18 protein-coding genes are annotated in these 19,494 nt (G+C 68.0%); 11 read left to right on the plus strand and 7 right to left on the minus strand.

All coding sequences use genetic code 11. The features are described 5' to 3' along the window. Positions 1-242: 242 nt before the first annotated feature. On the minus strand, positions 243-1,187 hold the full coding sequence (locus tag FHP25_RS30850) for a PDR/VanB family oxidoreductase (RefSeq protein ID WP_231712541.1): 945 nt from the start codon (positions 1,185-1,187) through the stop codon (positions 243-245). A 196-nt stretch (positions 1,188-1,383) separates the two neighbouring features. On the opposite strand from FHP25_RS30850, the gene FHP25_RS30855 reads away from it, so the two are divergent. Next, positions 1,384-2,727 (plus strand): Rieske 2Fe-2S domain-containing protein, encoded by a 1,344-nt coding sequence (locus FHP25_RS30855; RefSeq protein ID WP_178133908.1) that lies wholly within the window; start codon positions 1,384-1,386, stop codon positions 2,725-2,727. 21 nt (positions 2,728-2,748) lie between these two features. Then, positions 2,749-3,447 carry a 4-carboxy-4-hydroxy-2-oxoadipate aldolase/oxaloacetate decarboxylase gene (locus FHP25_RS30860; RefSeq protein WP_147850839.1) on the plus strand — a complete coding sequence of 233 codons (699 nt, stop codon included), beginning with the start codon at positions 2,749-2,751 and terminating at the stop codon, positions 3,445-3,447. 48 nt (positions 3,448-3,495) lie between these two features. On the opposite strand, the gene FHP25_RS30865 is transcribed toward FHP25_RS30860, so the two are convergent. Then, the gene (locus FHP25_RS30865) at positions 3,496-4,524 is read right to left on the minus strand and encodes an amidohydrolase family protein (RefSeq protein ID WP_147850840.1); all 1,029 of its coding nucleotides are present in this window, start codon (positions 4,522-4,524) and stop codon (positions 3,496-3,498) included. Positions 4,525-4,616: 92 nt separating this feature from the next. Between FHP25_RS30865 and FHP25_RS30870 the strand changes: the two genes are divergently transcribed. The 3 genes from FHP25_RS30870 (at position 4,617) to FHP25_RS30880 (ending at position 7,227) form a co-directional block, all read left to right on the plus strand. Then, a complete protein-coding gene (locus FHP25_RS30870) occupies positions 4,617-5,420 on the plus strand; it encodes a pyridoxamine 5'-phosphate oxidase family protein (RefSeq protein ID WP_147850841.1) in 804 nt (267 codons plus the stop codon). 122 nt (positions 5,421-5,542) lie between these two features. Beyond that, on the plus strand, positions 5,543-6,448 hold the full coding sequence (locus FHP25_RS30875; protein ID WP_178133909.1) for an IclR family transcriptional regulator: 906 nt from the start codon (positions 5,543-5,545) through the stop codon (positions 6,446-6,448). A gap of 65 nt (positions 6,449-6,513) precedes the next feature. Further along, positions 6,514-7,227 (plus strand): GntR family transcriptional regulator, encoded by a 714-nt coding sequence (locus FHP25_RS30880; RefSeq protein WP_147850843.1) that lies wholly within the window; start codon positions 6,514-6,516, stop codon positions 7,225-7,227. Between the two features lie 50 nt (positions 7,228-7,277). Here FHP25_RS30880 and FHP25_RS30885 read toward each other — a convergent pair whose 3' ends face one another. Next, positions 7,278-8,204 carry an IclR family transcriptional regulator gene (locus FHP25_RS30885; RefSeq protein ID WP_231712542.1) on the minus strand — a complete coding sequence of 309 codons (927 nt, stop codon included), beginning with the start codon at positions 8,202-8,204 and terminating at the stop codon, positions 7,278-7,280. 224 nt (positions 8,205-8,428) lie between these two features. On the opposite strand from FHP25_RS30885, the gene FHP25_RS30890 reads away from it, so the two are divergent. The 5 genes from FHP25_RS30890 (at position 8,429) to FHP25_RS30910 (ending at position 14,162) form a co-directional block, all read left to right on the plus strand. Then, a complete protein-coding gene (locus FHP25_RS30890; protein ID WP_178133910.1) occupies positions 8,429-9,355 on the plus strand; it encodes a histone deacetylase family protein in 927 nt (308 codons plus the stop codon). 21 nt (positions 9,356-9,376) lie between these two features. After that, positions 9,377-9,634: an exodeoxyribonuclease VII small subunit gene (locus tag FHP25_RS30895; RefSeq protein WP_147850845.1), complete on the plus strand. Its 258-nt coding sequence runs from the start codon at positions 9,377-9,379 to the stop codon at positions 9,632-9,634. Positions 9,635-9,764: 130 nt separating this feature from the next. Next, the gene (locus tag FHP25_RS30900; protein ID WP_147850846.1) at positions 9,765-10,667 is read left to right on the plus strand and encodes a polyprenyl synthetase family protein; all 903 of its coding nucleotides are present in this window, start codon (positions 9,765-9,767) and stop codon (positions 10,665-10,667) included. A 20-nt stretch (positions 10,668-10,687) separates the two neighbouring features. Then, the gene (gene dxs / locus FHP25_RS30905) at positions 10,688-12,631 is read left to right on the plus strand and encodes a 1-deoxy-D-xylulose-5-phosphate synthase (RefSeq protein ID WP_147850847.1); all 1,944 of its coding nucleotides are present in this window, start codon (positions 10,688-10,690) and stop codon (positions 12,629-12,631) included. A 172-nt stretch (positions 12,632-12,803) separates the two neighbouring features. After that, complete coding sequence (locus FHP25_RS30910; protein WP_178133911.1) at positions 12,804-14,162, plus strand: MATE family efflux transporter; 1,359 nt, start codon at positions 12,804-12,806, stop codon at positions 14,160-14,162. Here FHP25_RS30910 and FHP25_RS30915 read toward each other — a convergent pair. The 4 genes from FHP25_RS30915 to FHP25_RS30930 form a co-directional block, all read right to left on the minus strand. After that, positions 14,159-14,425 (minus strand): hypothetical protein, encoded by a 267-nt coding sequence (locus FHP25_RS30915; protein ID WP_147850849.1) that lies wholly within the window; start codon positions 14,423-14,425, stop codon positions 14,159-14,161. The two genes, FHP25_RS30910 and FHP25_RS30915, sit on opposite strands and share 4 nt — an antisense overlap. A gap of 11 nt (positions 14,426-14,436) precedes the next feature. Continuing rightward, positions 14,437-15,864, minus strand: coding sequence for an MBOAT family O-acyltransferase (locus tag FHP25_RS30920; RefSeq protein WP_147850850.1), 1,428 nt, complete (start codon positions 15,862-15,864; stop codon positions 14,437-14,439). Between the two features lie 139 nt (positions 15,865-16,003). Then, positions 16,004-17,323: a GDSL-type esterase/lipase family protein gene (locus tag FHP25_RS30925; protein WP_147850851.1), complete on the minus strand. Its 1,320-nt coding sequence runs from the start codon at positions 17,321-17,323 to the stop codon at positions 16,004-16,006. A 54-nt stretch (positions 17,324-17,377) separates the two neighbouring features. After that, positions 17,378-18,184, minus strand: coding sequence for a DUF459 domain-containing protein (locus tag FHP25_RS30930; RefSeq protein ID WP_147850852.1), 807 nt, complete (start codon positions 18,182-18,184; stop codon positions 17,378-17,380). A 236-nt stretch (positions 18,185-18,420) separates the two neighbouring features. Here FHP25_RS30930 and FHP25_RS30935 point away from each other — a divergent pair, with 236 nt between their 5' ends. After that, positions 18,421-19,209 carry a TlyA family RNA methyltransferase gene (locus FHP25_RS30935; protein ID WP_147850853.1) on the plus strand — a complete coding sequence of 263 codons (789 nt, stop codon included), beginning with the start codon at positions 18,421-18,423 and terminating at the stop codon, positions 19,207-19,209. Positions 19,210-19,494: the final 285 nt, after the last annotated feature.

Here is a 19,494-nt window from a genome sequence, read left to right on the forward strand (position 1 = left end):
ACTCTGCCGGGGCACGGATCCTCGCTTGGTGCTCTGGGCACTGGATCAATGGGTGGCTCCCGGCAGGCGGCCCGACCCGGTCACTCTAGACCGGGCCTCTTGCGCTTCAACTGGTACAGGGATCTCCTGCGAATAGCGCACCGTGTGTCTTGCCGCAGGAGATCCCTCGCTGCGCTCGGGATGACAGGTGGGGCGGAAGCGCGGCGTCGCGCGATATGCCCATGCGCGCGCCGCTTTGCGGATCACAGGTCGAGCACCAGCTTCTCCGACTTGGCGCCCGAGCAGCAGATCATCATCGCGGTGTTCGCTGCCCGCTCGGCGTCGCTGAGCACCAGGTCGCGGTGGTCGGGGGTGCCGCCAAGCACCGTCACCTGGCACTCGCCGCAGATCCCGGCTTCGCAGGAAGAGGTTGCCGCTATGCCTGCCGCCTGCACGGTCTCGAGAATGGATTTCCCGGGCGGAACTGTCAGGACCCGGCCGCTCCGGGCCAGCTCGATCAGGAAGCCGCCCGGCGGCGGGCCGTCGTCCACGGGTTGGAAGTATTCGACATGAGCGCGCGCGGGTGGCAGCCCGGTCGCGGCGACGGCGCTGTTGAAGGCGGCCAGCATCGGCTTGGGGCCGCAGCAGTAGAAATGCGCATCGGCGGTCGAGCGGATCAGCGCGGCGATGTCGAGGAAGCCGGCGTGCTCGTCGTCGACGCGCAGGTCGACCCGGTCGCCATGGGCTGCGATGTCGTCCAGGAAGGCAGCCATGCTGCGCGTGCGGCAGCAATAGTGCAGTTGCCAGGACTTCCCCAGCCGGTCGAGGCGCTTGGCCATCGACAGCATCGGCGTCACGCCGATGCCGCCTGCGATCAGCACCGAGTGCGCCGCCGCCTCGTCGAGGGCGAAGAGGTTGCGCGGCGCGGAGATGACCAGCCGCTCGCCCGGCAGCACGCTTTCATGCAGATAGCGCGAGCCGCCGCGGCTGTCCGGTTCGCGGGCGACGCCGATCACGTAGCGATGACGCTCCTCGGGCGCGTTCAGCAGGGAATAGCTGCGGCTCAGGCCGGTCGGCAGGTGCACGTCGATATGGGCGCCGGCTGTGAACGGCGGCAGTGCGCCGCCGAGCGCCCGCATCTCGAGGCGGCGGATGGCGTCCGTCTCCCATGTGATCGTGGTGACGCGGACTTCAATTCGATTGCTCACAGGGGCGTCGCCTTCCGTTCAACCGGCCCGGTCCGCCCGCATCAAAAAATGATGGCGGGCGTTCAGGGCAGGGTATACAGTTTGTCAATTAACGGAATATAATTCCGTTTTTGGAATGACGTCAAGCCGGCTCCGCCGGCGGCTCCAGCCGAGCCTTTCTTCAGCAACCTCAATTGGCAGCCAGGGAGAGAGACGGATGCTATCGAAGGAAAACAACGAGCTGATCTGCCGGGTCGGGCCGGGAACGCCGATGGGCAATCTGATGCGGCAGTACTGGGTGCCGGCCCTGCCGTCGAACGAGTTTTCCGGGCCCGACCGCCTGCCCAAGCGCATGCGTCTGCTGGGCGAGAATCTCGTGATGTTCCGCGACAGCAAGGGCCGCATGGGCGCGCTCGAGGAATACTGCCCGCACCGCGGCGCCAGCCTCTACTTCGGTCGCAACGAGGACGGCGGTCTGCGCTGCTCCTATCACGGATGGAAGTTCGACATCACGGGCGCCTGCCTCGATGCGCCCTCCGAGCAGCCGGAGCGGCGGGAGCGCTTCTGCGCCAACATCAAGGCCCGAGCCTATCCCTGCCACGAGGTGAACCACATGGTGTGGGTGTACATGGGTCCGCGCAAGGAGCCGCCGCCGTTCCCCGCCTTCGAGATCAACACGCTTCCGGCCGATCATGTCGGCCACCCGCGGATCATGATGGAGGAGGCGAACTGGCTGCAGAACATGGAGGGCGATCTCGATTCGGCGCATCTGGATTGGGTGCACCGGCGTCTGACCGAGGAGAGCCCGAAGCCGGAGAAGGGCATTCGCGGCTTCTGGAACCCGACCGGCCGGCCGCCGGTGCTCGACGTCGCGCCGACCGACTACGGCGTGTTCTATTCCGCGCGCCGCGTGCTGAAGGACGGTGACGAATGGCACCGGATCAATCAGTACATCTTCCCGTTCCACACCATGATCACGGTCGGCGACGGCACGGTGAACCTGCGCTCCTTCGTGCCCGTCGACGACGAGCACGCGATGCTGATATCGCAGACCGGGCATCCCACCCAGCGCCTTTCGAACGAGGCGATGAACGCGCATGGCACCATGTTCGACGAGGTCGGCGGCTTCGTGGAGCGCACCAACGATCCGCGCACCTACTTCCTGACCAAGGCCAACAAGCGCAACGACTACGGCCGGGACCTCAAGGCCCAGGCCGAGACGATGTTCTGCGGCATCCCTTTCGTCGGCAATCTGCAGGACCGCGCCATGACGGAGCTGATGACGAATGAGCGCGGCGAGGCCATCTACGATCGCACCAAGGAGCATCTGGGATCATCGGATGCCATGATCGTGGCAGTGCGGCGGCAGCTCATCAACGCGGCGACGCGGCTGCGTGACGAGGGCAAGGTGCCGGCCAATGTCGACAACGTCGAGCTCGACAGGGTGCGGTCGGCATCGCTGCGCTATCCTGCCGGCGCCGATTGGAAGGCTCTCAGCGCGCCGGCGCGGCGCGTCAATCCGGACCAGCCGTCGGCGGCCGATGTGCCGCTGATCCTGTGATCGGCAACGGGGAGGAGCATGATGAAACCGACAGTGGTGCGATCGTTCGCCCGTGCGGGGAAGGATGTGATCGATGGGCTCGGCGCGCTTGGCGTGTCGACGGCGCACGAGGCGTTCGGACGCAATGGATTGATGCGGCCCTATCTGCGGCCGATCTATCCGGGCGCGGCGATCGCAGGCTCGGCCGTGACCGTGCTGGTCCATCCCGGCGACAACTGGACCATCCACGTGGCCGTCGAGCAATGCCAGCCCGGTGACATCATGGTGGTGGGCGTCAGCTCGGAGAACGAGGACGGCATGTTCGGCGAGCTGCTGGCGACCGCGCTGGTGGCACGCGGCGTGCGCGGGCTGGTGATCGATGCCGGCGTCCGCGACGTGCGGCATCTGACCGAGATGAAGTTTCCGGTCTGGTCACGCGCGGTTTCCGCCAAGGGCACCGTGAAGGCGACCCTGGGCAACGTGAACCTGCCCGTCGTGTGCGCCGGCATGCTCGTGCATGCCGGCGACGTGATCGTGGCTGACGACGATGGTGTCGTCGTGGTGCCGGTCGCTGCCGCCGCTGGTGTGCTGGAGGCGGGCCGGGCGCGTGAGGCGAAGGAGGCCGGGTCGCGCAAGAAGCTGGCCGAAGGCGCGCTCAGCCTCGATCTTGGCGGCATGCGCGAGAAGCTGAAGGCGCTCGGCCTGACCTATGTCGACAAGGTGGAGGATGCGGGCGTCTGAGCATCCTCGGCGTCGGGGGTGCGTCGATGGCGACGCACCCCTGCAGGGTCAGCGGCCCGGCGTGGCCGCAAGCTTCTTCGACAGCCGGCCATAAACCCTGTGGGCGTTGCCCTCGAAGATCTTCTGGCGATCCGCGGCGCTGAGGTTCGGCGTCGCGTCGATGTAGCGCTTGGTGTCGTCGAAATGGTGCCCGGTCTCGGGATCGATGCCGCGGACGGCGCCGATCATCTCGGAGGCGAACAGGATGTTGTCGGCTGGAATGACCCGCGTCAGCAGATCGATCCCGGCCTGATGATAGACGCAGGTGTCGAAATAGACGTTCTTCAGCAGCTCGGACAGGGGGGGCCGCTTCATGTCCTGCGCCAGGCCGCGGTAGCGGCCCCAATGGTAGGGGATGGCGCCGCCACCGTGCGGGATGATGAACTTCAGGGTCGGGAAGTCCTTGAACAGGTCCGATGTGATGAACTGCATGAAGGCGGTGGTGTCGCCGTTGATGTAGTGCGCACCGGTGGTGTGGAAATGCGGGTTGCACGACATGCTGACATGGATCATCGCCGGCACGTCGAGCTCGACCATCTTCTCGTACAGCGGATACCAGGCGTGGTCGCTCAGCGGCGGTCCGTTCCAGTGTCCGCCCGACGGATCGGGGTTCAGATTGCAGCCGATGAACCCGAACTCATTGACGCACCGTTCCAGCTCGGCGACGCAGTTGGCGGGGGTGACACCCGGCGATTGCGGCAGCTGGCAGACACCGACGAAGTTCTGGGGGTAGAGGCTGCAGACGCGATGGATCAGCTCATTGCAGGCCTGCGACCATTCCAGGCTGATGGCTTCGTTGCCGATGTGGTGCCCCATGCCGGCGGCCCGCGGCGAGAAGATCGTGAGCTGCGTGCCGCGCTCGCGCTGCAGCTTGAGCTGGCCGGTCTCGATGCTTTCACGAATCTGGTCGTCGCTGATCCGCAGGGCCGTGCGGGCCGGGCCGTGCGCGCCGCTGGCGGCGGCGTCGACCTGCTGCTTGCGGAAGGCGTCCAGCTCGCGCGGCGCCGTCGTGTAGTGACCGTGGCAATCGATGATCATGTTCCACCTTGTCGAGCTGCGCTTTCAGGTCATCTAGAATTGCATTCAATTTTGAATACTATCAAGTGAACTTGCAAGGCTTTGGAGGAACCATGACGGACGAGATCGGATTGGCCAAGCAGTTTGGCCAGTCGCTGACGACGGGCGGCCGCGACCTGCCGGCGCTGCTGGCCGCGGACGCGACCTTCATGGCGCTCAACGTCACGTTGAGCGGCCGCGATGCGGTGCTGCAGCGGCTGACCGGCAAGGACACCGGTCATGTCTACAGGGAAGCGGCGTGGACGGATGCGGTCCGCCATGGTGAGGCGGTGCGGATCACGGCCAGGATGCCTGACTCGGCGCCGCAGGCCGGCTACATCCTGCTGCTGCGCTTCCGGGACGGGCTGGTCGCGGGCATCCAGCAGCAATCCATCCTGCCGGCGCGGCCGGCGCCGGCCACGGCGCTGCGCCTGACACCCGAGCTGAAGGCGCTGGTGAACGACGCCCTGGCGGCGCGGCATCCGATGCTCCTGGCTTACGTGGATGAAACCGGCCAGCCGGTGGTGTCGTTTCGCGGATCGACGCAGGTGTTCAGCGACGTGCAGCTTGCGATCTGGGTGCGTAACGATGGTGGCGGCCTGGTCCGGTCGATCGCGCGCAATCCCAAGGTCGCCCTGATGTATCGCGACGAGGACAAGAAGGCGACATACCAGTTCCAGGGCCGGGCCTGGGTCGCAGCCGGCGCGCGCGAGCGGCGGCAGGTCTATGAGGCGGCGCACAACGTCGAGCGCGACCACGACTTCGCCGAGCTGGGCGTCGCGGTGATCATCGATCTCGACCGGGTCGAAGGGTACGCCGGGCTGTCGCCCGCAGGACAGGTCGGCCGGGTGAACATGCGGCGCGAGGCAGCCGGGTAGAGGATCCGCGCCGCGCCCGTGCGCCATATGCCACAGCCCTATCCGTTTGGCGGGGAGTTTGTTCCTATCGGTGACGTTGTCGCGTAATCTGCTGCGGCATGGATCCCCGCGGGAGACGGGCTTTGGCACGCAGGCAGTTGAGACGACAGGGCGACGACGGCGCCGGCGGCAGCCGGTCCGCGCCGGTCGAGCGCACCGAGTTCAACCGGTCGGCGGCCCGCGGCCTCGATATCCTGACGGCCTTCACGGTCGGGGACCAGTTCCTGGGCAACGCCGAGATCGCGCATCGGACCGGCATCCCCAAGCCGACGGTTTCGCGGATCACCGCCACGCTGACCGAGCTCGGCTATCTCAACTATGACGACAGGATCGGCAAGTATGAGATCGGCCCCCGTGTGCTGGCGCTGAGCTATTCTTTGCTGTCGAAGCTGCAGGTCCACACCCATGCCCGCCCGTTCATGGAGGAGCTGGCGCGCGAATCGAACTGCGTCGTCGGCCTCAGCATCCTTGATGGCCTGAACGTCGTCTTCATCGAATCGGCGCTCGGCGACCACCCCCATGCAAGGCGCGCATCCGTCGGGTTCCGTGTGCCGATCGCCTTCACGGCGATGGGATGGTCCTGCATCGCGGCGATGAACCTGGCCGAGCGCGCCGAGACCTTGCGCAAGATCGAGGCGGCCTATCCGAAGCAGGCGGCCGAGATCCTGCGCAACATCCAGCAGGCGATCGCCGATGTCTGGAAGCATGGCTACTGCATATCCCTGGGCGCGTTGTCCCCGGGATCGAATGCCGTCGGCGTTCCTTACCTGCACCCCGACGGCCGGCACATCCTGGCCTTCAACATGACCGCGCCCGACAGCGTGCTCACCCGACGTGCCATCGAAACGAAATGGGGCCCTCGGCTGGTGCGCCTCGTGCAGCGCCTGAGCACCACCGTTGCCGGCCGTCCGCTTGCCGATGCGGACTCCGGCGCGGCGGCGGCAACCGGTGGCCGCGCGCCGGCGGCGCAACATGCAGCTTCGGATTGAGGCTGCGGTGTGAATTGACCGCCGACTGGTGCTAATATGCGCGTGCGGTGCGATGGACGGCTCTGATGAAGTCTCGTGAAGCGGTTCAAAACGGCGGCGCTGTCGAGCGGGTGCAGCGGGAGCTGCGGGGACGGATCGCGCGAGGGCTGCTGCTGCCGGGCGAACAGATCCGTCAGGAGGAGATGGCAGAGGAGTTCGGCGTCAGCCGGGTCCCATTGCGCGAGGCGCTCACGATCCTGGCCGACCAGGGGATGCTGGAGCATCACCACAATCGCGGCTACTTCGTCGCCAAGCGCGTGCCGGAGGAGCTTCACCAGCTCTTCTGCATGCTGGACCTGCTCGAGGGCGAGCTCGTCAAGGCCATGGACTGGCCGTCAAAGGACGAGATCAGCCAGCTTCGGGCGCTGAACCGCCAGATGGCAGCGCTCGCGGATCGGCCCGACTGGACCGACATGATCCCGCTCAACCGCCAGTTCCACTTCAAGGTGTTCGGGCTGACGCACTACCAGCTGATCCTGCGCGAAGTGGAGCGCTTGTGGTCGATGACTGACGTGTATATCGCCGGGAAGCTGGCGCTGCCCGAGGCACGCCATAGGACGATCCGCGAGCACGATCAGATCATCGCCGCACTGGTGGCGCGGGACCACAAGGCGGTGGCGGCCGCCGTCGAGCTGCATCGGGCGAACACCGCCACGCGCCCCGCGCCAACGGGGGCGATGACGTCCGGCCGCGCTGCGCGCCGGGTCAAGCCGGGAGTGCGAAAAGGACAGGTGGGCTGACGGGCCCGGCAGGCCAGCGCGGCGTGGCGCCGCGCTGGTGGTGCGCGCAATCAGCCGCGGCCGACCGCGCGGGGGCCGTTGGGCGTGGACGCGCGGCCGGCAAGGCCGTTGCGCACCTCGCGGGCCAGCCGCACCAGCCGTGGTCCCCATTCCTGCTCGAGGCGCTCGCGCGATACCTGGTAGATCGGCGCCGAGACGCCGAAGCCGAAGAACGTTTCGCCGTCCGGGCTGCGCAGCGGCGCGCCGACGCCGCACAGCTCGGGCACCCAGTCGGCCCAGGAGAGGCAGAAGCCGCGCTCGGCGATCTCCTTCTCGGCCTTGTCGATGTCCGCCTTGGTCTTGGTCCAGTCATCGCGCCAGCGGCGGCGGATCGAGTCGAGCAGGCGGCTCTTCTCCGGCTCGGGCAGCACGGCGAGATAGGCCCGCCCCATCGCCGTCGAGGCGATCGGCATGCGCGAGCCGACGTCGAAGGTGACGCCGACGGCGGATGGGCCGCGATGCGACTCCAGCCAGATCATCGAATGGCGGTCGCGGCCGCCCAGCGCCACCGAGCAGTTCAGCGCCTGAGCCATCTGCTGCATCGGCCCGCGCGCCACGTGGCGCACATCCATGTTGGCCAGCGAGGCGTAGCCCAGCGCCAGCACCGAGGGGCCCAGCTCGTACTTCCGGAAGCGGCGCATGTAGATCAGATAGCCCAGCTCTGTCAGCGTATGGGTGAGCCGCGCCACGGTGGGCTTGGGCAGGCCGGTGCGGGCGGCGATCTCCTGGTTGCCCAGCATGCCGTCACCGGCATGGAAGGCGCGCAGGATGTCCAGGCCACGGGCCAGCGCGGTCACGAACTGACGGTCCTTGCTGCCATCCTCTTCCAGAGCCGGTGTGTGCGCCGCGGGGGCGATCGCCTTGGGCATGCGCGCAACCGGGCTGGTGGGGGGAACAGGGACGGGGGCGCGTCGGGCGCCGACGATCTGCTGGCTCATGGGGTTTCCTACGGAACGTTGTTTCGCGAAGCGAGGGGTATCTGCCACGGTCATTGCGGCGGCGCAACATGTCAGGAATAATCTTCTGCTATGCACAAGCGTAAGGGGCGCAATATAATTGCTCTGTATGTGCAGATGAGAAATCACGCCGAATCCGCTGAAGTGGTTATGTATGCGACGCCACGCTTCCTTTCCGCGGGTGCGCTCGCTATGACCAGATCATTATGGTGACGCTGCTCATCACACACCCGGCATGCCTCCAGCATGACACCGGTCCAGGTCATCCGGAGCGGCCGGCGCGCCTGCAGGCGATCCTGGCGACGCTGGAGGGCGCGGAATTCGCTGCGTTGCAGCGTCAGGAGGCGCCGCTGGCCAGCGTCGAGGATCTGATGCTGGCGCACCCGGCGCGTCATGTTCAGTCCGTGCTCGATGCGATCCCGGCCGAAGGGCTGAACATGCTGGACGGCGACACGCTGGTGTCGCCCGGCAGTCGCGAGGCGGCGCTGCGTGCCGCCGGCGCCGTGCTCGCCGCGGTCGATGCCGTGATGGCCGGCACCGTTGCCAACGCCTTCTGCGCCGTGCGTCCGCCGGGCCACCACGCCGAGCCCGACCGCGCCATGGGCTTCTGCCTGTTCAACAATGTCGCGGTGGGCGCCCGCCATGCGATGCGGGCGCACGGCCTGTCGCGGGTGGCGATCGTCGATTTCGATGTGCACCACGGCAACGGCACCGAGACCCAGGCCCTGGCCGACCCGCGCCTGTTCTATGCCTCGACGCACCAGAGCCCGCTCTATCCGGGCACCGGCATGGGCAACGACCCGCGCCATCCCAACGTGGTCAACGTTCCGCTGCCGCCGCGCGCCGGCTCGGACGACTTCCGGGCCGCCATGAACGACGACGTGCTGCCGGCGTTGCGGGCGTTCAGGCCGGAGCTGGTGATCATCTCGGCCGGCTTTGACGCGCATCGTGACGATCCGCTGGCCGAGCTGCAGCTGGGCGAGGCCGACTACGCCTGGGTGACCGACGAGCTGCTGGGCGTCGCGAGGGACTGCGCCGGCGGCCGGCTCGTCTCGGCGCTTGAAGGCGGCTACAACCTGACGGCGCTGGCGCGCTCGACGGCGGCGCACGTCAAGGCCTTGATGGCAGCGTGATGTTGGTGGGAAGGAAGGCGCATGGCTGAGAGCAAGGACACGTTGCCGGCGGACGTCGCAGCCCTCTCGTTCGAGGACGCGCTGCGCGAGCTGGAGGCCATCGTGCAGCAGCTCGAGCGCGGACAGGTCAAGCTCGACGAGGCGATCGCCTGCTACGAGCGCGGTGCGCTGCTGAAACGGCATTGCGAGGCCCGTCTGGCCGAAGCGAAGGCCAAGGTGGAGAAGATCGTGCTCGTGGCGGGTGGTGGCGTTGCCACCGAGAGCGCCGGCATGGGCTGACGGGTGGGGCAGGCCGGTGGTGCGCACGGTTTTCGCACACAAGCGCCATCGCCTTGCCGCAGCTTGCCGCTATGCAAATACGGCAAGGGCAGTCCATTCTCCCGATCAGCCGACCCGAGCTGCAACACCGATGCCGTTGATCGATACGCCCGACATCCAATCCGCTCTCGACTTTACCGCGTTGACGGTGGAGCGGACGATGGATCGTCTGCTGCCGCGTGGCGACGACCCGGAAGCGAAGCTGTTCGAAGCGATGCGCTATTCGACGCTGGGGGGTGGCAGGCGGCTGCGCGCGTTCTTCGTGATGGCGAGCGCGACGCTGTTCGGGGTCTCGGCCCAGGCGGCGCAGCGCGTGGCGGCGGCAGTCGAGTTTGTCCATGCCTATTCGCTGATCCACGACGATCTGCCGGCGATGGACAACGACGATATACGGCGCGGCCAGCCGAGCTGCCACAAGCGTTTCGACGAGGCCACGGCGATCCTCGCCGGCGATGCGCTGCAGGCGCTGGCCTTCGAGGTGCTGGCGCACGAGGACACGCATGGCGATCCGGCGGTGCGGATCCAGCTGGTCGCCGGCCTGGCCCAGGCCATCGGTCCGCACGGCATGGTGGCGGGCCAGGTGGCCGACATCGAGGCGGCGGGCAAGAACCTCTCGATGGGGCAGGTCACACGCCTGCAGCGCCTGAAGACCGGTGCCTTGATTTCCTTCGCCTGCAGCGCCGGCGCGACCCTGGCCAAGGCGTCGGAGCCGGCGCGGCACGCGTTGGTCGCCTATGCCCACGACGTCGGGCTGGCGTTCCAGATCACCGATGATCTGCTCGATGTCGGCGGCACATGCGAGGAAACGGGCAAGACGTCCGGCAAGGATGTCATCACTGGCAAGGCGACATTCGTCTCATTGCTCGGCCTCGAGCGCGCCCGCGACCAGGCGTCGCTTTTGGCCGACCAGGCAGGTCGCCATCTTGACATGTTTGGCGACAAGGCTGAACTGTTGATACAAGCGGCGCGGTACGTCGTCGAGCGTCGGCGTTGATCGGCGCAACAAGAGGCAGCATGGCCAACCCCAACGACCCTATCCGTCCACCCACGCCGTTGCTTGACACGGTGACGGTGCCGGCCGAGCTCCGCCGGCTGCGGCCGGACCAGCTTCGTCAACTTGCCGACGAATTGCGGCAGGAGACGATTTCGGCCGTATCGGTCACCGGCGGCCATCTCGGCGCCGGGCTGGGGGTCGTCGAGCTGACCGTGGCGCTGCACTACGTCTTCAACACGCCCGACGATCGGCTGCTCTGGGATGTCGGCCATCAGGCTTATCCCCATAAGATCCTGACCGGCCGCCGTGACCGCATCCGCACGCTGCGCTCGGAAGGCGGACTGTCCGGCTTCACGCGTCGCAGCGAGAGCGAGTACGACGCCTTCGGCGCGGCGCATTCCTCGACATCGATCTCCGCCGGGCTCGGGATGGCCGTGGCGCGCGATCTCGACGGCAAGCGGCGCAACGTCGTGGCCGTGATCGGCGATGGCGCGCTGAGCGCCGGCATGGCCTACGAGGCGATGAACAACGCCGGCCATCTGCGCAGCCGACTGATCGTGATCCTCAACGACAACGACATGTCGATCGCGCCGCCGACGGGCGCGCTCTCGGCGCACCTGTCGCGCCTGATCTCGTCGCGGCCATATCTCTCGCTGCGCCAGCTCGGCAAGGCCTTTGCCGAGACGCTGCCGCGGCCGCTCGAGAACGCGGCCCGCCGCGCCGAGGAGTTCGCGCGCGGCTTCGTGCAGGGCGGCACCCTGTTCGAGGAGCTGGGCTTCTACTATGTCGGCCCGGTCGACGGCCACAACATCGACCACCTGCTGCCGGTGCTGCGCAACGCGCGCGACAGCGAGGTCGACATGCCGATCCTGATCCATGCCGTCACCCGCAAGGGCAAGGGCTATCCACCGGCCGAGGCCAGCGCCGACAAGTATCATGGCGTGGTCAAGTTCGACGTCATCACCGGCAAGCAGGCCAAGGCGGCGAGCAACGCGCCGAACTACCAGTCCGTCTTCGCCAAGGCGCTGATCAGCGAGGCCGAAGCCGACCCCAAGATCGTGGCGATCACGGCCGCGATGCCCAGCGGCACGGGACTCGACCTGTTCGCCAAGCGCTTCCCGCAGCGGTCCTTCGATGTCGGCATCGCCGAGCAGCATGCCGTGACCTTCGCCGCCGGCCTGACCTGCGAGGGCTACAAGCCGTTCGCGGCGATCTACTCGACGTTCCTGCAGCGGGCCTACGATCAGGTCGTCCACGACGTGGCGATCCAGAAGCTCCCGGTGCGCTTCGCGATGGACCGCGCCGGGCTGGTCGGCGCCGATGGCGCCACGCATGCCGGCAGCTACGACATCACCTATCTGTGCTGCCTGCCCGACTTTGTCGTGATGGCGGCGTCGGACGAGCTCGAGCTAATGCACATGGTGGCGACGTCGGCGGCGATCGACGACCGCCCCTCGGCCTTCCGCTACCCGCGCGGCGAGGGTGTCGGCATCGAGCTGCCGGCGAAGGGCACGCCGCTGGAGATCGGCAAGGGCCGCATCGTGCGCGAGGGCAGCAAGATCGCGCTCCTGAGCTTCGGGACGCGCCTGCAGGAGTGCCTGAAGGCGGCCGACGAGCTGGCTGCCAAGGGCCTGTCGACCACCGTGGCCGATGCGCGCTTTGCCAAGCCGCTGGACACGGCGCTGGTCGATCGGCTGGCGCGCGAGCACGAGGTGCTGATCACGATCGAGGAGGGCGCCATCGGCGGCTTCGCCGCCCAGGTGATGCAGCATCTGGCGACCGCGGGCGCCTTCGACCATGGCCTGAAGATCCGTCCGATGACCCTGCCGGACCGCTTCATCGACCATGCCGCGCCTGCCCGTCAGTATGAGTGGGCAGGGCTCAATGCCCGGCACATCGTGGCCACGGCGCTGCAGGCGCTGGGCAAGAGCACCGGCGTCGCCGACGCCCCGGCGCGGGCCTGACGGCAGCGCTCTTCCGCCGGGGTCTTTTCCTTACGTAGAAGACCTCGGAGCGGACACATCCGCGATTGAAGAACCGGCGTGCGGGTCATATCCGTACGCGCGGCACGCTTGCTCGCGATCGGCGCAGAACGCGCTGGTTGTGCCGGGCGCGAGCCGCTATGACAGCGCCCCCATGATTCTGAAGGAAGCGCGCGCCACTGTCGCCCTGGCATTGCCGATCGTCGGCACCCAGCTCGCGCAGATGGCGATCCACACCACCGACGTGCTGCTGCTGGCGCGGCTGTCGGAGCGCGCCCTGGCGGCGAGCGCGCTTGCCGTGTCGATCTACGGCTTCTTCATGGTCATGTGCATGGGGCTGGCGATGGGCACGCCGGCGCTGGCGGCGCAAGCGCTGGGTCGCGATCGTGCCGATCGCGAGAAGGTGCGGCGTGCCGTGCATGACGGCCTGATCGTGACCGGCATCGGATCGGCCGTGGCGATGGTGGCGCTGTGGTTCAGCGGCCCGCTGCTGCTGTGGTCCGGCCAGGCGCCGGAGCTGGTGGCGCAGACCGTGCCGTTCCTGCGCATCCTCAGCATCGGCTTCCTTTCGGTGATCTGGTTCGCCGTACTGCGCGGCTTCATCGCGGCGCTGGAGCGGCCGCGGCCGGCCATGGTGCTGATGGCGATCGCCGTGCTGCTCAACGCGGTGCTCAACTACGGCCTGGTCTTCGGCGCCCTGGGCCTGCCGCGCCTGGAGCTGCTCGGCGCCGCCATCGGCTCGAGCACGGTCAACATCGCGATCCTCGTGGCGCTCGGCCTCTACATCCGCTTCGACACCCAGTTCGCGGCCTACCGGCTGGCGCAGGGCTGGTGGCGCAGCACCGCGTCGCGCCTGATCCACTACAGCCGCGTCTCGGCGCCGATCGCGCTGACCTTCGGCTCCGAGGTCGGCCTGTTCTCGGCCGCCGCCCTGCTGATGGGCCGGCTGGGCGCCAGCGAGGTGGCGGCGCACCAGGTGGCGCTGCAGTGGGCTGCCATCACCTTCATGGTGCCGATGGGCATCGCGCAGGCGGCGACGGTGCGCGTCGGCCTGGCGGCCGGCGCCCACGACATGGCGGGCGTGCGCCGCGCCGGCTGGATCGCTATCGCCTTGGGTGTCGGCTTCATGGCCTGCGCCGGCCTGATGTTCTGGCTGGCGGGCGGCTGGCTGATCGCCGTGTTCGTGCCGTCGCCGGCCTCGCCGATTTACGCCCTGGCCGTGGCCTACCTGTCATGGGCGGCGCTGTTCCAGGTCGTCGACGGCGCCCAGGCCGTCGCCAATGGCAGCCTGCGCGGCCTGCACGATACCACCGTGCCGATGCTGCTGGCCGCCGGCGGCTACTGGCTCGCCGCCTTCCCGGCGGCGGTCTGGCTGGGCCTGTTCACGACGTGGAAGGGTGAAGGCGTCTGGGCCGGCCTCGCCTTCGGCCTGACCCTGGTCGCGGTCCTGCTGGTATGGCGCTTCGCCGCCCGCAGCGGCCGCCGCACCGTGCTCGCGCCGGCGCCGGCCTAGCGCAGCTCGACGCCGATCGTCTCCTTCAGCACCTCGAACAGGCGTGCCGGCCCGGCCCAGGTCATGGCGTCGTGCCAGACATTGGCGGCATCCGACAGGGCCGTGCCGAGCTGGCCGGGCGGCAGGTTCTGGGTCCAGCGCACCAGCCCGGCCGAGTTGAAGACGAACAGCAGGGCGACAGTGATGGCCATGACCGGTATGAACGCGCTCGCGCGCGATGGCCGCATGCCGGCTTCCAGGTCGTGCGTGCCCAGGCTTTCCATCGCAGCCTCCGTCAGAACTGGAAGTAGATGAAGGGGGCGGCGCCATCGCCGCCGACGGCTTCGATCAGCAGCAGGGCGACGCCGCAGGCCACGCCCACACCCCAGATGGGCAGGCGGTGGTAGAGGCGGTCGAGGCGCTGCAGGGTATCGTCGGGCGTGAACTGGATCGCCATGCCGAAGGCGATCAAGGCCAGCAGGAACAGGTTCAGCAGCTCCACCGGCTGGGACCAGTTCGCGAGCCCGCCCAGCAGCTCCATCGCGCGCGCCAGATCCTCGGCCCGGAAGAAGATCCAGCACAGGCAGACGAAGTGGAAGATCACCAGCACCGAGACCACGCGCGTCCATAGCGGCCGGCCGATGCGGGCAGCGGGATCATGCCCGCGGTAGATGAAGCGCTCCAGGGCCAGCACGCCGCCATGCAGGGCGCCCCACAGCACGAACTTCCAGGCGGCGCCGTGCCAGACGCCGCCCAGCACCATGGTCAGCAGCAGGTTGCGATAGGTCTTCACCGCGCCGCCGCGGTTGCCGCCCAGCGGGATGTAGAGATAGTCGCGCAGCCAGCTCGAGAGCGACATGTGCCAGCGGCGCCAGAAGTCCTGCAGCGACTCGGCGCGGTAGGGCTGGTTGAAGTTGCGCTGGAAGCGATAGCCGAGCAGGGCGGCGACGCCGATGGCGATGTCGCTGTAGGCGCTGAAGTCGCAGTAGATCTGGATCGCGTAGCCGTAGACGGCGAACAGCAGGTCGACGGCGCCGTAGTTCGACGGCGCCAGGAACACCGGGTCGACCAGCAGCACCGCCAGGTAGTTGGCGACGATCGCCTTCTTGAAGACGCCCCAGATGACCAGCATCACGCCCAGGCCGACGAACACCCGGTTGGGGTTGGGTGGCGTCTCGAGCTGCGGCAGGAAGCTGGCGGCGCGCACGATCGGCCCGGCCACCAGATGCGGGAAGAACGAGATGAAGAACATCACGTCGATCAGCGGCCGGCTGCGGTCGAGGTCGCGGCGGTGCAGGTCGACGATGTAGGAGATGCCCTGGAAGGTGAAGAACGAGATGCCGATCGGCAGCACGATCTCCAGGTACGGCAGCTCGCGCGCCATCGACAGCGAGCGCAGCAGGTCGTCGAGCGACTCGATGAACCAGCCATAGTATTTGAAGAAGCCCAGCAGCGCGAGGTTGGCCGCCACCGCCAGCCGCACCGTCCACAGGCCGGCGGCGGTGCCGCGCCAGCGGTCGATCAGGCGCCCGGCGGCGTAGTTCAGCAGCACGCTGGCGAACAGCAGGAACGCCAGCTTCCAGTTCCAGAAGGCATAGAAGAAGTAGCTCGCGGCGATGATCGCGAGCTTGTGCAGGACGTGCTGCCTGGCCCGCGCCAGGAGCCAGGCGGTGGGCCAGACCACGACGTAGAACAGCAGGAAGTTGAGCGTCGGGAAGATCATGCCCAAGCGCCCCGACTGTCATCCCGAGCGCAGCTTGCGTCATTCCGAGCGTAGCGAGGAATCTTGTGGCTGCGAGGCACGCTGCGCCCTCTCCGAAAGATCCCTCGCTGCGCTCGGGATGACAGTGTGTAGGACCCGCTCAACGGCCGCGGTAGCCGCGCATCAGGTTCTCGAACAGGGCGTCCGCCGACTGCCAGTAGCCGTCCTGCTTCATGTGCACGTGGTCGCGATGGCCAAGGTCCTGACGGGCCCACCGGTCGGCGCCGCAGGCGCCGCCCTGGACCGACGACCAGTCCCAGAAATAGACGTTGAGCTGGCGCGCGACCTGCTGCTGCGCGCGGCGCACGTAGTCGACCGCAGCGGGCGTGTGCCAGCGGCACAGGCCGCGATCGCCGCCCGCCAGCATGCTCGAGTAGTTGGCGGCCTCGGCGCGGGTCAGCGGCGCGCAGGGCCGCTCGCCCCTGATGCGCCCGCAATAGGACGGCAGGCGGTTGGCGTCGGGCGGCCCGACGACCACGATCGAGGCGCCGGGCGCGGCCTGGCGCAGCACCTGCAGGCGGCTGCGGAATTCGGCCGCGTAGTCGCCCAGCCGCTCCTGCGGCGCGAAGCCTTCGTTGGTGCCGAAGGCGAGGATGATCAGGGCCGGCCGCAGATGGCGCAGCTGCTCGGTCACGATCTGGAAGTTCCAGCGGTCGAGCAGCTTCACCTGCGCGCCGCTGAAGCCATGGCTGGTCAGCACCACGCCGGGACCGCGGCGGTAGACGGCCCAGTCGGCGATGTCGACGCTGCCGTTGCCGCGCGGCCGCAGCTCGACCGAGGTGGCGCCCGGCGAGTCGAAGCTGCGGCGCGCCAGGTCATAGACGCTGCCCTTGGTGTCGATCACCCCGGCGCTGCGGCCGTCGATGAACACGTCCAGCGACCCGCCGCCGGGCTGGCGCATGACCTCGACCTCGACCCGGTCGAACAGGCGTCCTTCGCCGGCCATCAGCGACATGCTGTCGCTGGGCGAGCGGCCGCGCGTGACGAAGCCCGACAGGCCGTAGATGCCGGCATCGCCGTTGGCGCTGCTGTTGCTGCTCAGCACCTGCCACTGGCCGGACTGGCTGGCCTCGACCTGGTACGGACGGTAGTAGGGGAACGGCGAGCCCGGCGGCAGCATGCCGCGGCCGCCGTCGCCGAAGCGCTGCTGGAAGAGGTCGCGCAGGCGGCCGCTGAAATGATCATTGGCAGTGTGCGAATCACCGATCTGCACGATGGTGACGCGGTTTGTGCGCCGGGCCTGCAAATCGGCCAGCGCCTTGTGGAAATTGGCGAGCTGGCCGGGGTTGGGCGGATTGGCGGCGAGCTGCGGATCGCCGGCGGCGCTGTCCTCGGCGGCCGTCTGGCCGATGCAGGCGGCCGTCACAAGGGCGAGGACGCCGGCGAGCGCGAGCGCGGCGGCGGTGCGAAGAGGGGGCATGGCAACTCTTGTGACGCGTTTCGTAGGCCGGGGAGGGGGCCCCGGCGACGTGCATTATCGCGGCAGAAGACGGAATTTGGGAGAGGCTTCGCGCAATTGGCTGAGGACCGATTCGGCGATCAGCTCGTAGCCCGGCGGTGTGAAATGCACGCCGTCGTTATCGCGCATCAGGCGCACCTTGCCCGAGAGGTCCTTGAAATAGGCCTGGTAGGCGCCGCTGGCATCGGCGGTCAAGGACCAGGTCTCGACCGTGTGCACCCAGGGCCGGTCGGCCGCCGCCTTGAGCACCAGGTCGTTGATCAGCTTGGCGTCACGCGCGGCGGCGTCGTCGCGCATCACCGGCAGCAGGATCCAGAACACGGGCACGTCGCGGCCCTTGAGGTGGTCCATGAAGGCGGCGGCGCGATCGCCGTAGAAGTCGCGCCACGGCGGCGTGGCGAAGAGGGCCTTGGACTTGCCGTCGACGAAGAAGCTGCGCCGGTCGTTGGCGCCCACCATCATGATCAGGGCATCGGCCGGCGTCGGCTTGAAGCCGTCGTCGATCTGCTCGATCAGGCCCTCGGTGGTGAATCCGGTCGAGTTCTTGGCGTTGCGCCGGATGGCGTAGCGCTTGTCGCGCACCAGCTTGCGGTAGATCGCGCCCCAGATGCCGTCCGCCAGCGAATCGCCGGTGACCGTGACCGCCAGCTTGTCCGGCACCGGCGGCTGCTCGGCCGTCTTGTTGCGCGGCAGGAAAGGCGAGGGGAACAGCGGCACGGCGCCGTGCGCCAGCACGATGTCGCCGGCCGGCTGCTGCGCCTGCGCGCCCATGCCCGGCCAGAGGAACAGAACGGCCAGAAGAAGAGAGATCCGGATCATCATGGGGCTGGAAAGTAAAGCGGTGTCACATTACACGGCCTGGCAAGAAGAATACGTCATCGGACGCTCTTCTCAAATAGAAATGTGAGCTTTTATTCATTTTTGTCCGCAGCTCCGATCCTGCCGGCCGACTGCGGCCTTTTTGGGGGCTGGCCTTTCGCGGTGCGGGACCCTATCGATGGCCGGGCCCGGCGTCGAGACCGGTGCGACATCGTCGTCACCTCGTGTACAGAACGTGAATGCCCCAGGACCGACCCTCCCGCACCAAGCCGCCGGCCAAGGTCAGGGCCGATATCGCCCTGGTCGAGCGCGGGCTGGCCGAGTCGCGCGCCGCGGCGCAGCGGCTGGTCATGGCCGGCCTGGTCTTTGCCGGCGCGCAGCGTATCGACAAGCCGGGCACGGCGGTGGCTGCCGACACGCCGCTGGAGGTGCGCGGCCAGCCGCATCCCTATGTCTCCCGCGGCGGGCTGAAGCTGGCGCGTGGGCTTGAGGCCTTCGCGATCCCGGTGGCGGGCCGCATCGGGCTCGATGTCGGCGCCTCGACCGGCGGCTTCACCGACGTGCTGCTGCAGCAGGGCGCCGCCAAGGTCTATGCGGTCGATGTCGGCCATGGCCAGCTGGCATGGAAGCTGCGCCAGGATCCGCGCGTGGTGGTGCTGGAGCGCACCAACATCCGCGACGTCACCGCGGCGCAGGTGCCTGACGCGGTCGACCTGATCGTGAGCGACGTGAGCTTCATCGGCCTGCGCACGGCGCTGCCCGCCGCCCTGGCGCGCGCGGCGGCGGGGGCGCACCTGGTGGCCCTGATCAAGCCGCAGTTCGAGGTCGGCAAGGGCCGGGTCGGCAAGGGCGGCATCGTGCGCGACCCGGCGCTGCACCAGGAGGTCTGCACCACCATAAGCGACTGGCTGGCGGCCCAGCCCGGCTGGCGCGTGCTGGGCATCGCCGACAGCCCCATCGAGGGGGCCGACGGCAACCGCGAGTTCCTGATCGCGGGATGGCTCTGCGGCTGCCGGTCGAAAAATTGATCGAAGCCTTGCGCCAAAAATACCAGAAATACCAAAAATTGAATTCGATATCGTTTTCAGCGGCTTAGGAGCGTCTGAACCTGGGCCAGAAACTGGCCGGAAATGACCAGAAAATCGGATTGAGCCGCCGCCCGTGGCTGGCGCAGGACGGGCTACAGGCCCTGGGTGCAAACGCCAGCCATGCGTGGCCCCAGCCGGACGGCAGAGAAAAGGGGGAGTCTGCATGCAGCCTCCTGCGCGAATGATTTCTCTTTGTTGGCGATGCGAGAATAATAACTATTGGAC

It is taken from the genome of Vineibacter terrae (genome assembly GCF_008039615.1).
Classification (GTDB): domain Bacteria; phylum Pseudomonadota; class Alphaproteobacteria; order Reyranellales; family Reyranellaceae; genus Vineibacter; species Vineibacter terrae.

What these genes read in the sequence shown, in the direction of transcription:
- FHP25_RS30855 (WP_178133908.1), top strand. Translation starts at nt 1,384, where the DNA reads ATGCTATCGAAGGAAAACAACGAGCTGATCTGCCGGGTCGGGCCGGGA.
- FHP25_RS30860 (WP_147850839.1), top strand. Translation starts at nt 2,749, where the DNA reads ATGAAACCGACAGTGGTGCGATCGTTCGCCCGTGCGGGGAAGGATGTG.
- FHP25_RS30865 (WP_147850840.1), bottom strand. Translation starts at nt 4,524, where the DNA reads ATGATCATCGATTGCCACGGTCACTACACGACGGCGCCGCGCGAGCTG.
- FHP25_RS30870 (WP_147850841.1), top strand. Translation starts at nt 4,617, where the DNA reads ATGACGGACGAGATCGGATTGGCCAAGCAGTTTGGCCAGTCGCTGACG.
- FHP25_RS30880 (WP_147850843.1), top strand. Translation starts at nt 6,514, where the DNA reads ATGAAGTCTCGTGAAGCGGTTCAAAACGGCGGCGCTGTCGAGCGGGTG.
- FHP25_RS30885 (WP_231712542.1), bottom strand. Translation starts at nt 8,204, where the DNA reads ATGAGCCAGCAGATCGTCGGCGCCCGACGCGCCCCCGTCCCTGTTCCC.
- FHP25_RS30890 (WP_178133910.1), top strand. Translation starts at nt 8,429, where the DNA reads ATGGTGACGCTGCTCATCACACACCCGGCATGCCTCCAGCATGACACC.
- FHP25_RS30895 (WP_147850845.1), top strand. Translation starts at nt 9,377, where the DNA reads ATGGCTGAGAGCAAGGACACGTTGCCGGCGGACGTCGCAGCCCTCTCG.
- FHP25_RS30900 (WP_147850846.1), top strand. Translation starts at nt 9,765, where the DNA reads ATGCCGTTGATCGATACGCCCGACATCCAATCCGCTCTCGACTTTACC.
- dxs (WP_147850847.1), top strand. Translation starts at nt 10,688, where the DNA reads ATGGCCAACCCCAACGACCCTATCCGTCCACCCACGCCGTTGCTTGAC.
- FHP25_RS30910 (WP_178133911.1), top strand. Translation starts at nt 12,804, where the DNA reads ATGATTCTGAAGGAAGCGCGCGCCACTGTCGCCCTGGCATTGCCGATC.
- FHP25_RS30915 (WP_147850849.1), bottom strand. Translation starts at nt 14,425, where the DNA reads ATGGAAAGCCTGGGCACGCACGACCTGGAAGCCGGCATGCGGCCATCG.
- FHP25_RS30920 (WP_147850850.1), bottom strand. Translation starts at nt 15,864, where the DNA reads ATGATCTTCCCGACGCTCAACTTCCTGCTGTTCTACGTCGTGGTCTGG.
- FHP25_RS30925 (WP_147850851.1), bottom strand. Translation starts at nt 17,323, where the DNA reads ATGCCCCCTCTTCGCACCGCCGCCGCGCTCGCGCTCGCCGGCGTCCTC.
- FHP25_RS30930 (WP_147850852.1), bottom strand. Translation starts at nt 18,184, where the DNA reads ATGATGATCCGGATCTCTCTTCTTCTGGCCGTTCTGTTCCTCTGGCCG.
- FHP25_RS30935 (WP_147850853.1), top strand. Translation starts at nt 18,421, where the DNA reads ATGCCCCAGGACCGACCCTCCCGCACCAAGCCGCCGGCCAAGGTCAGG.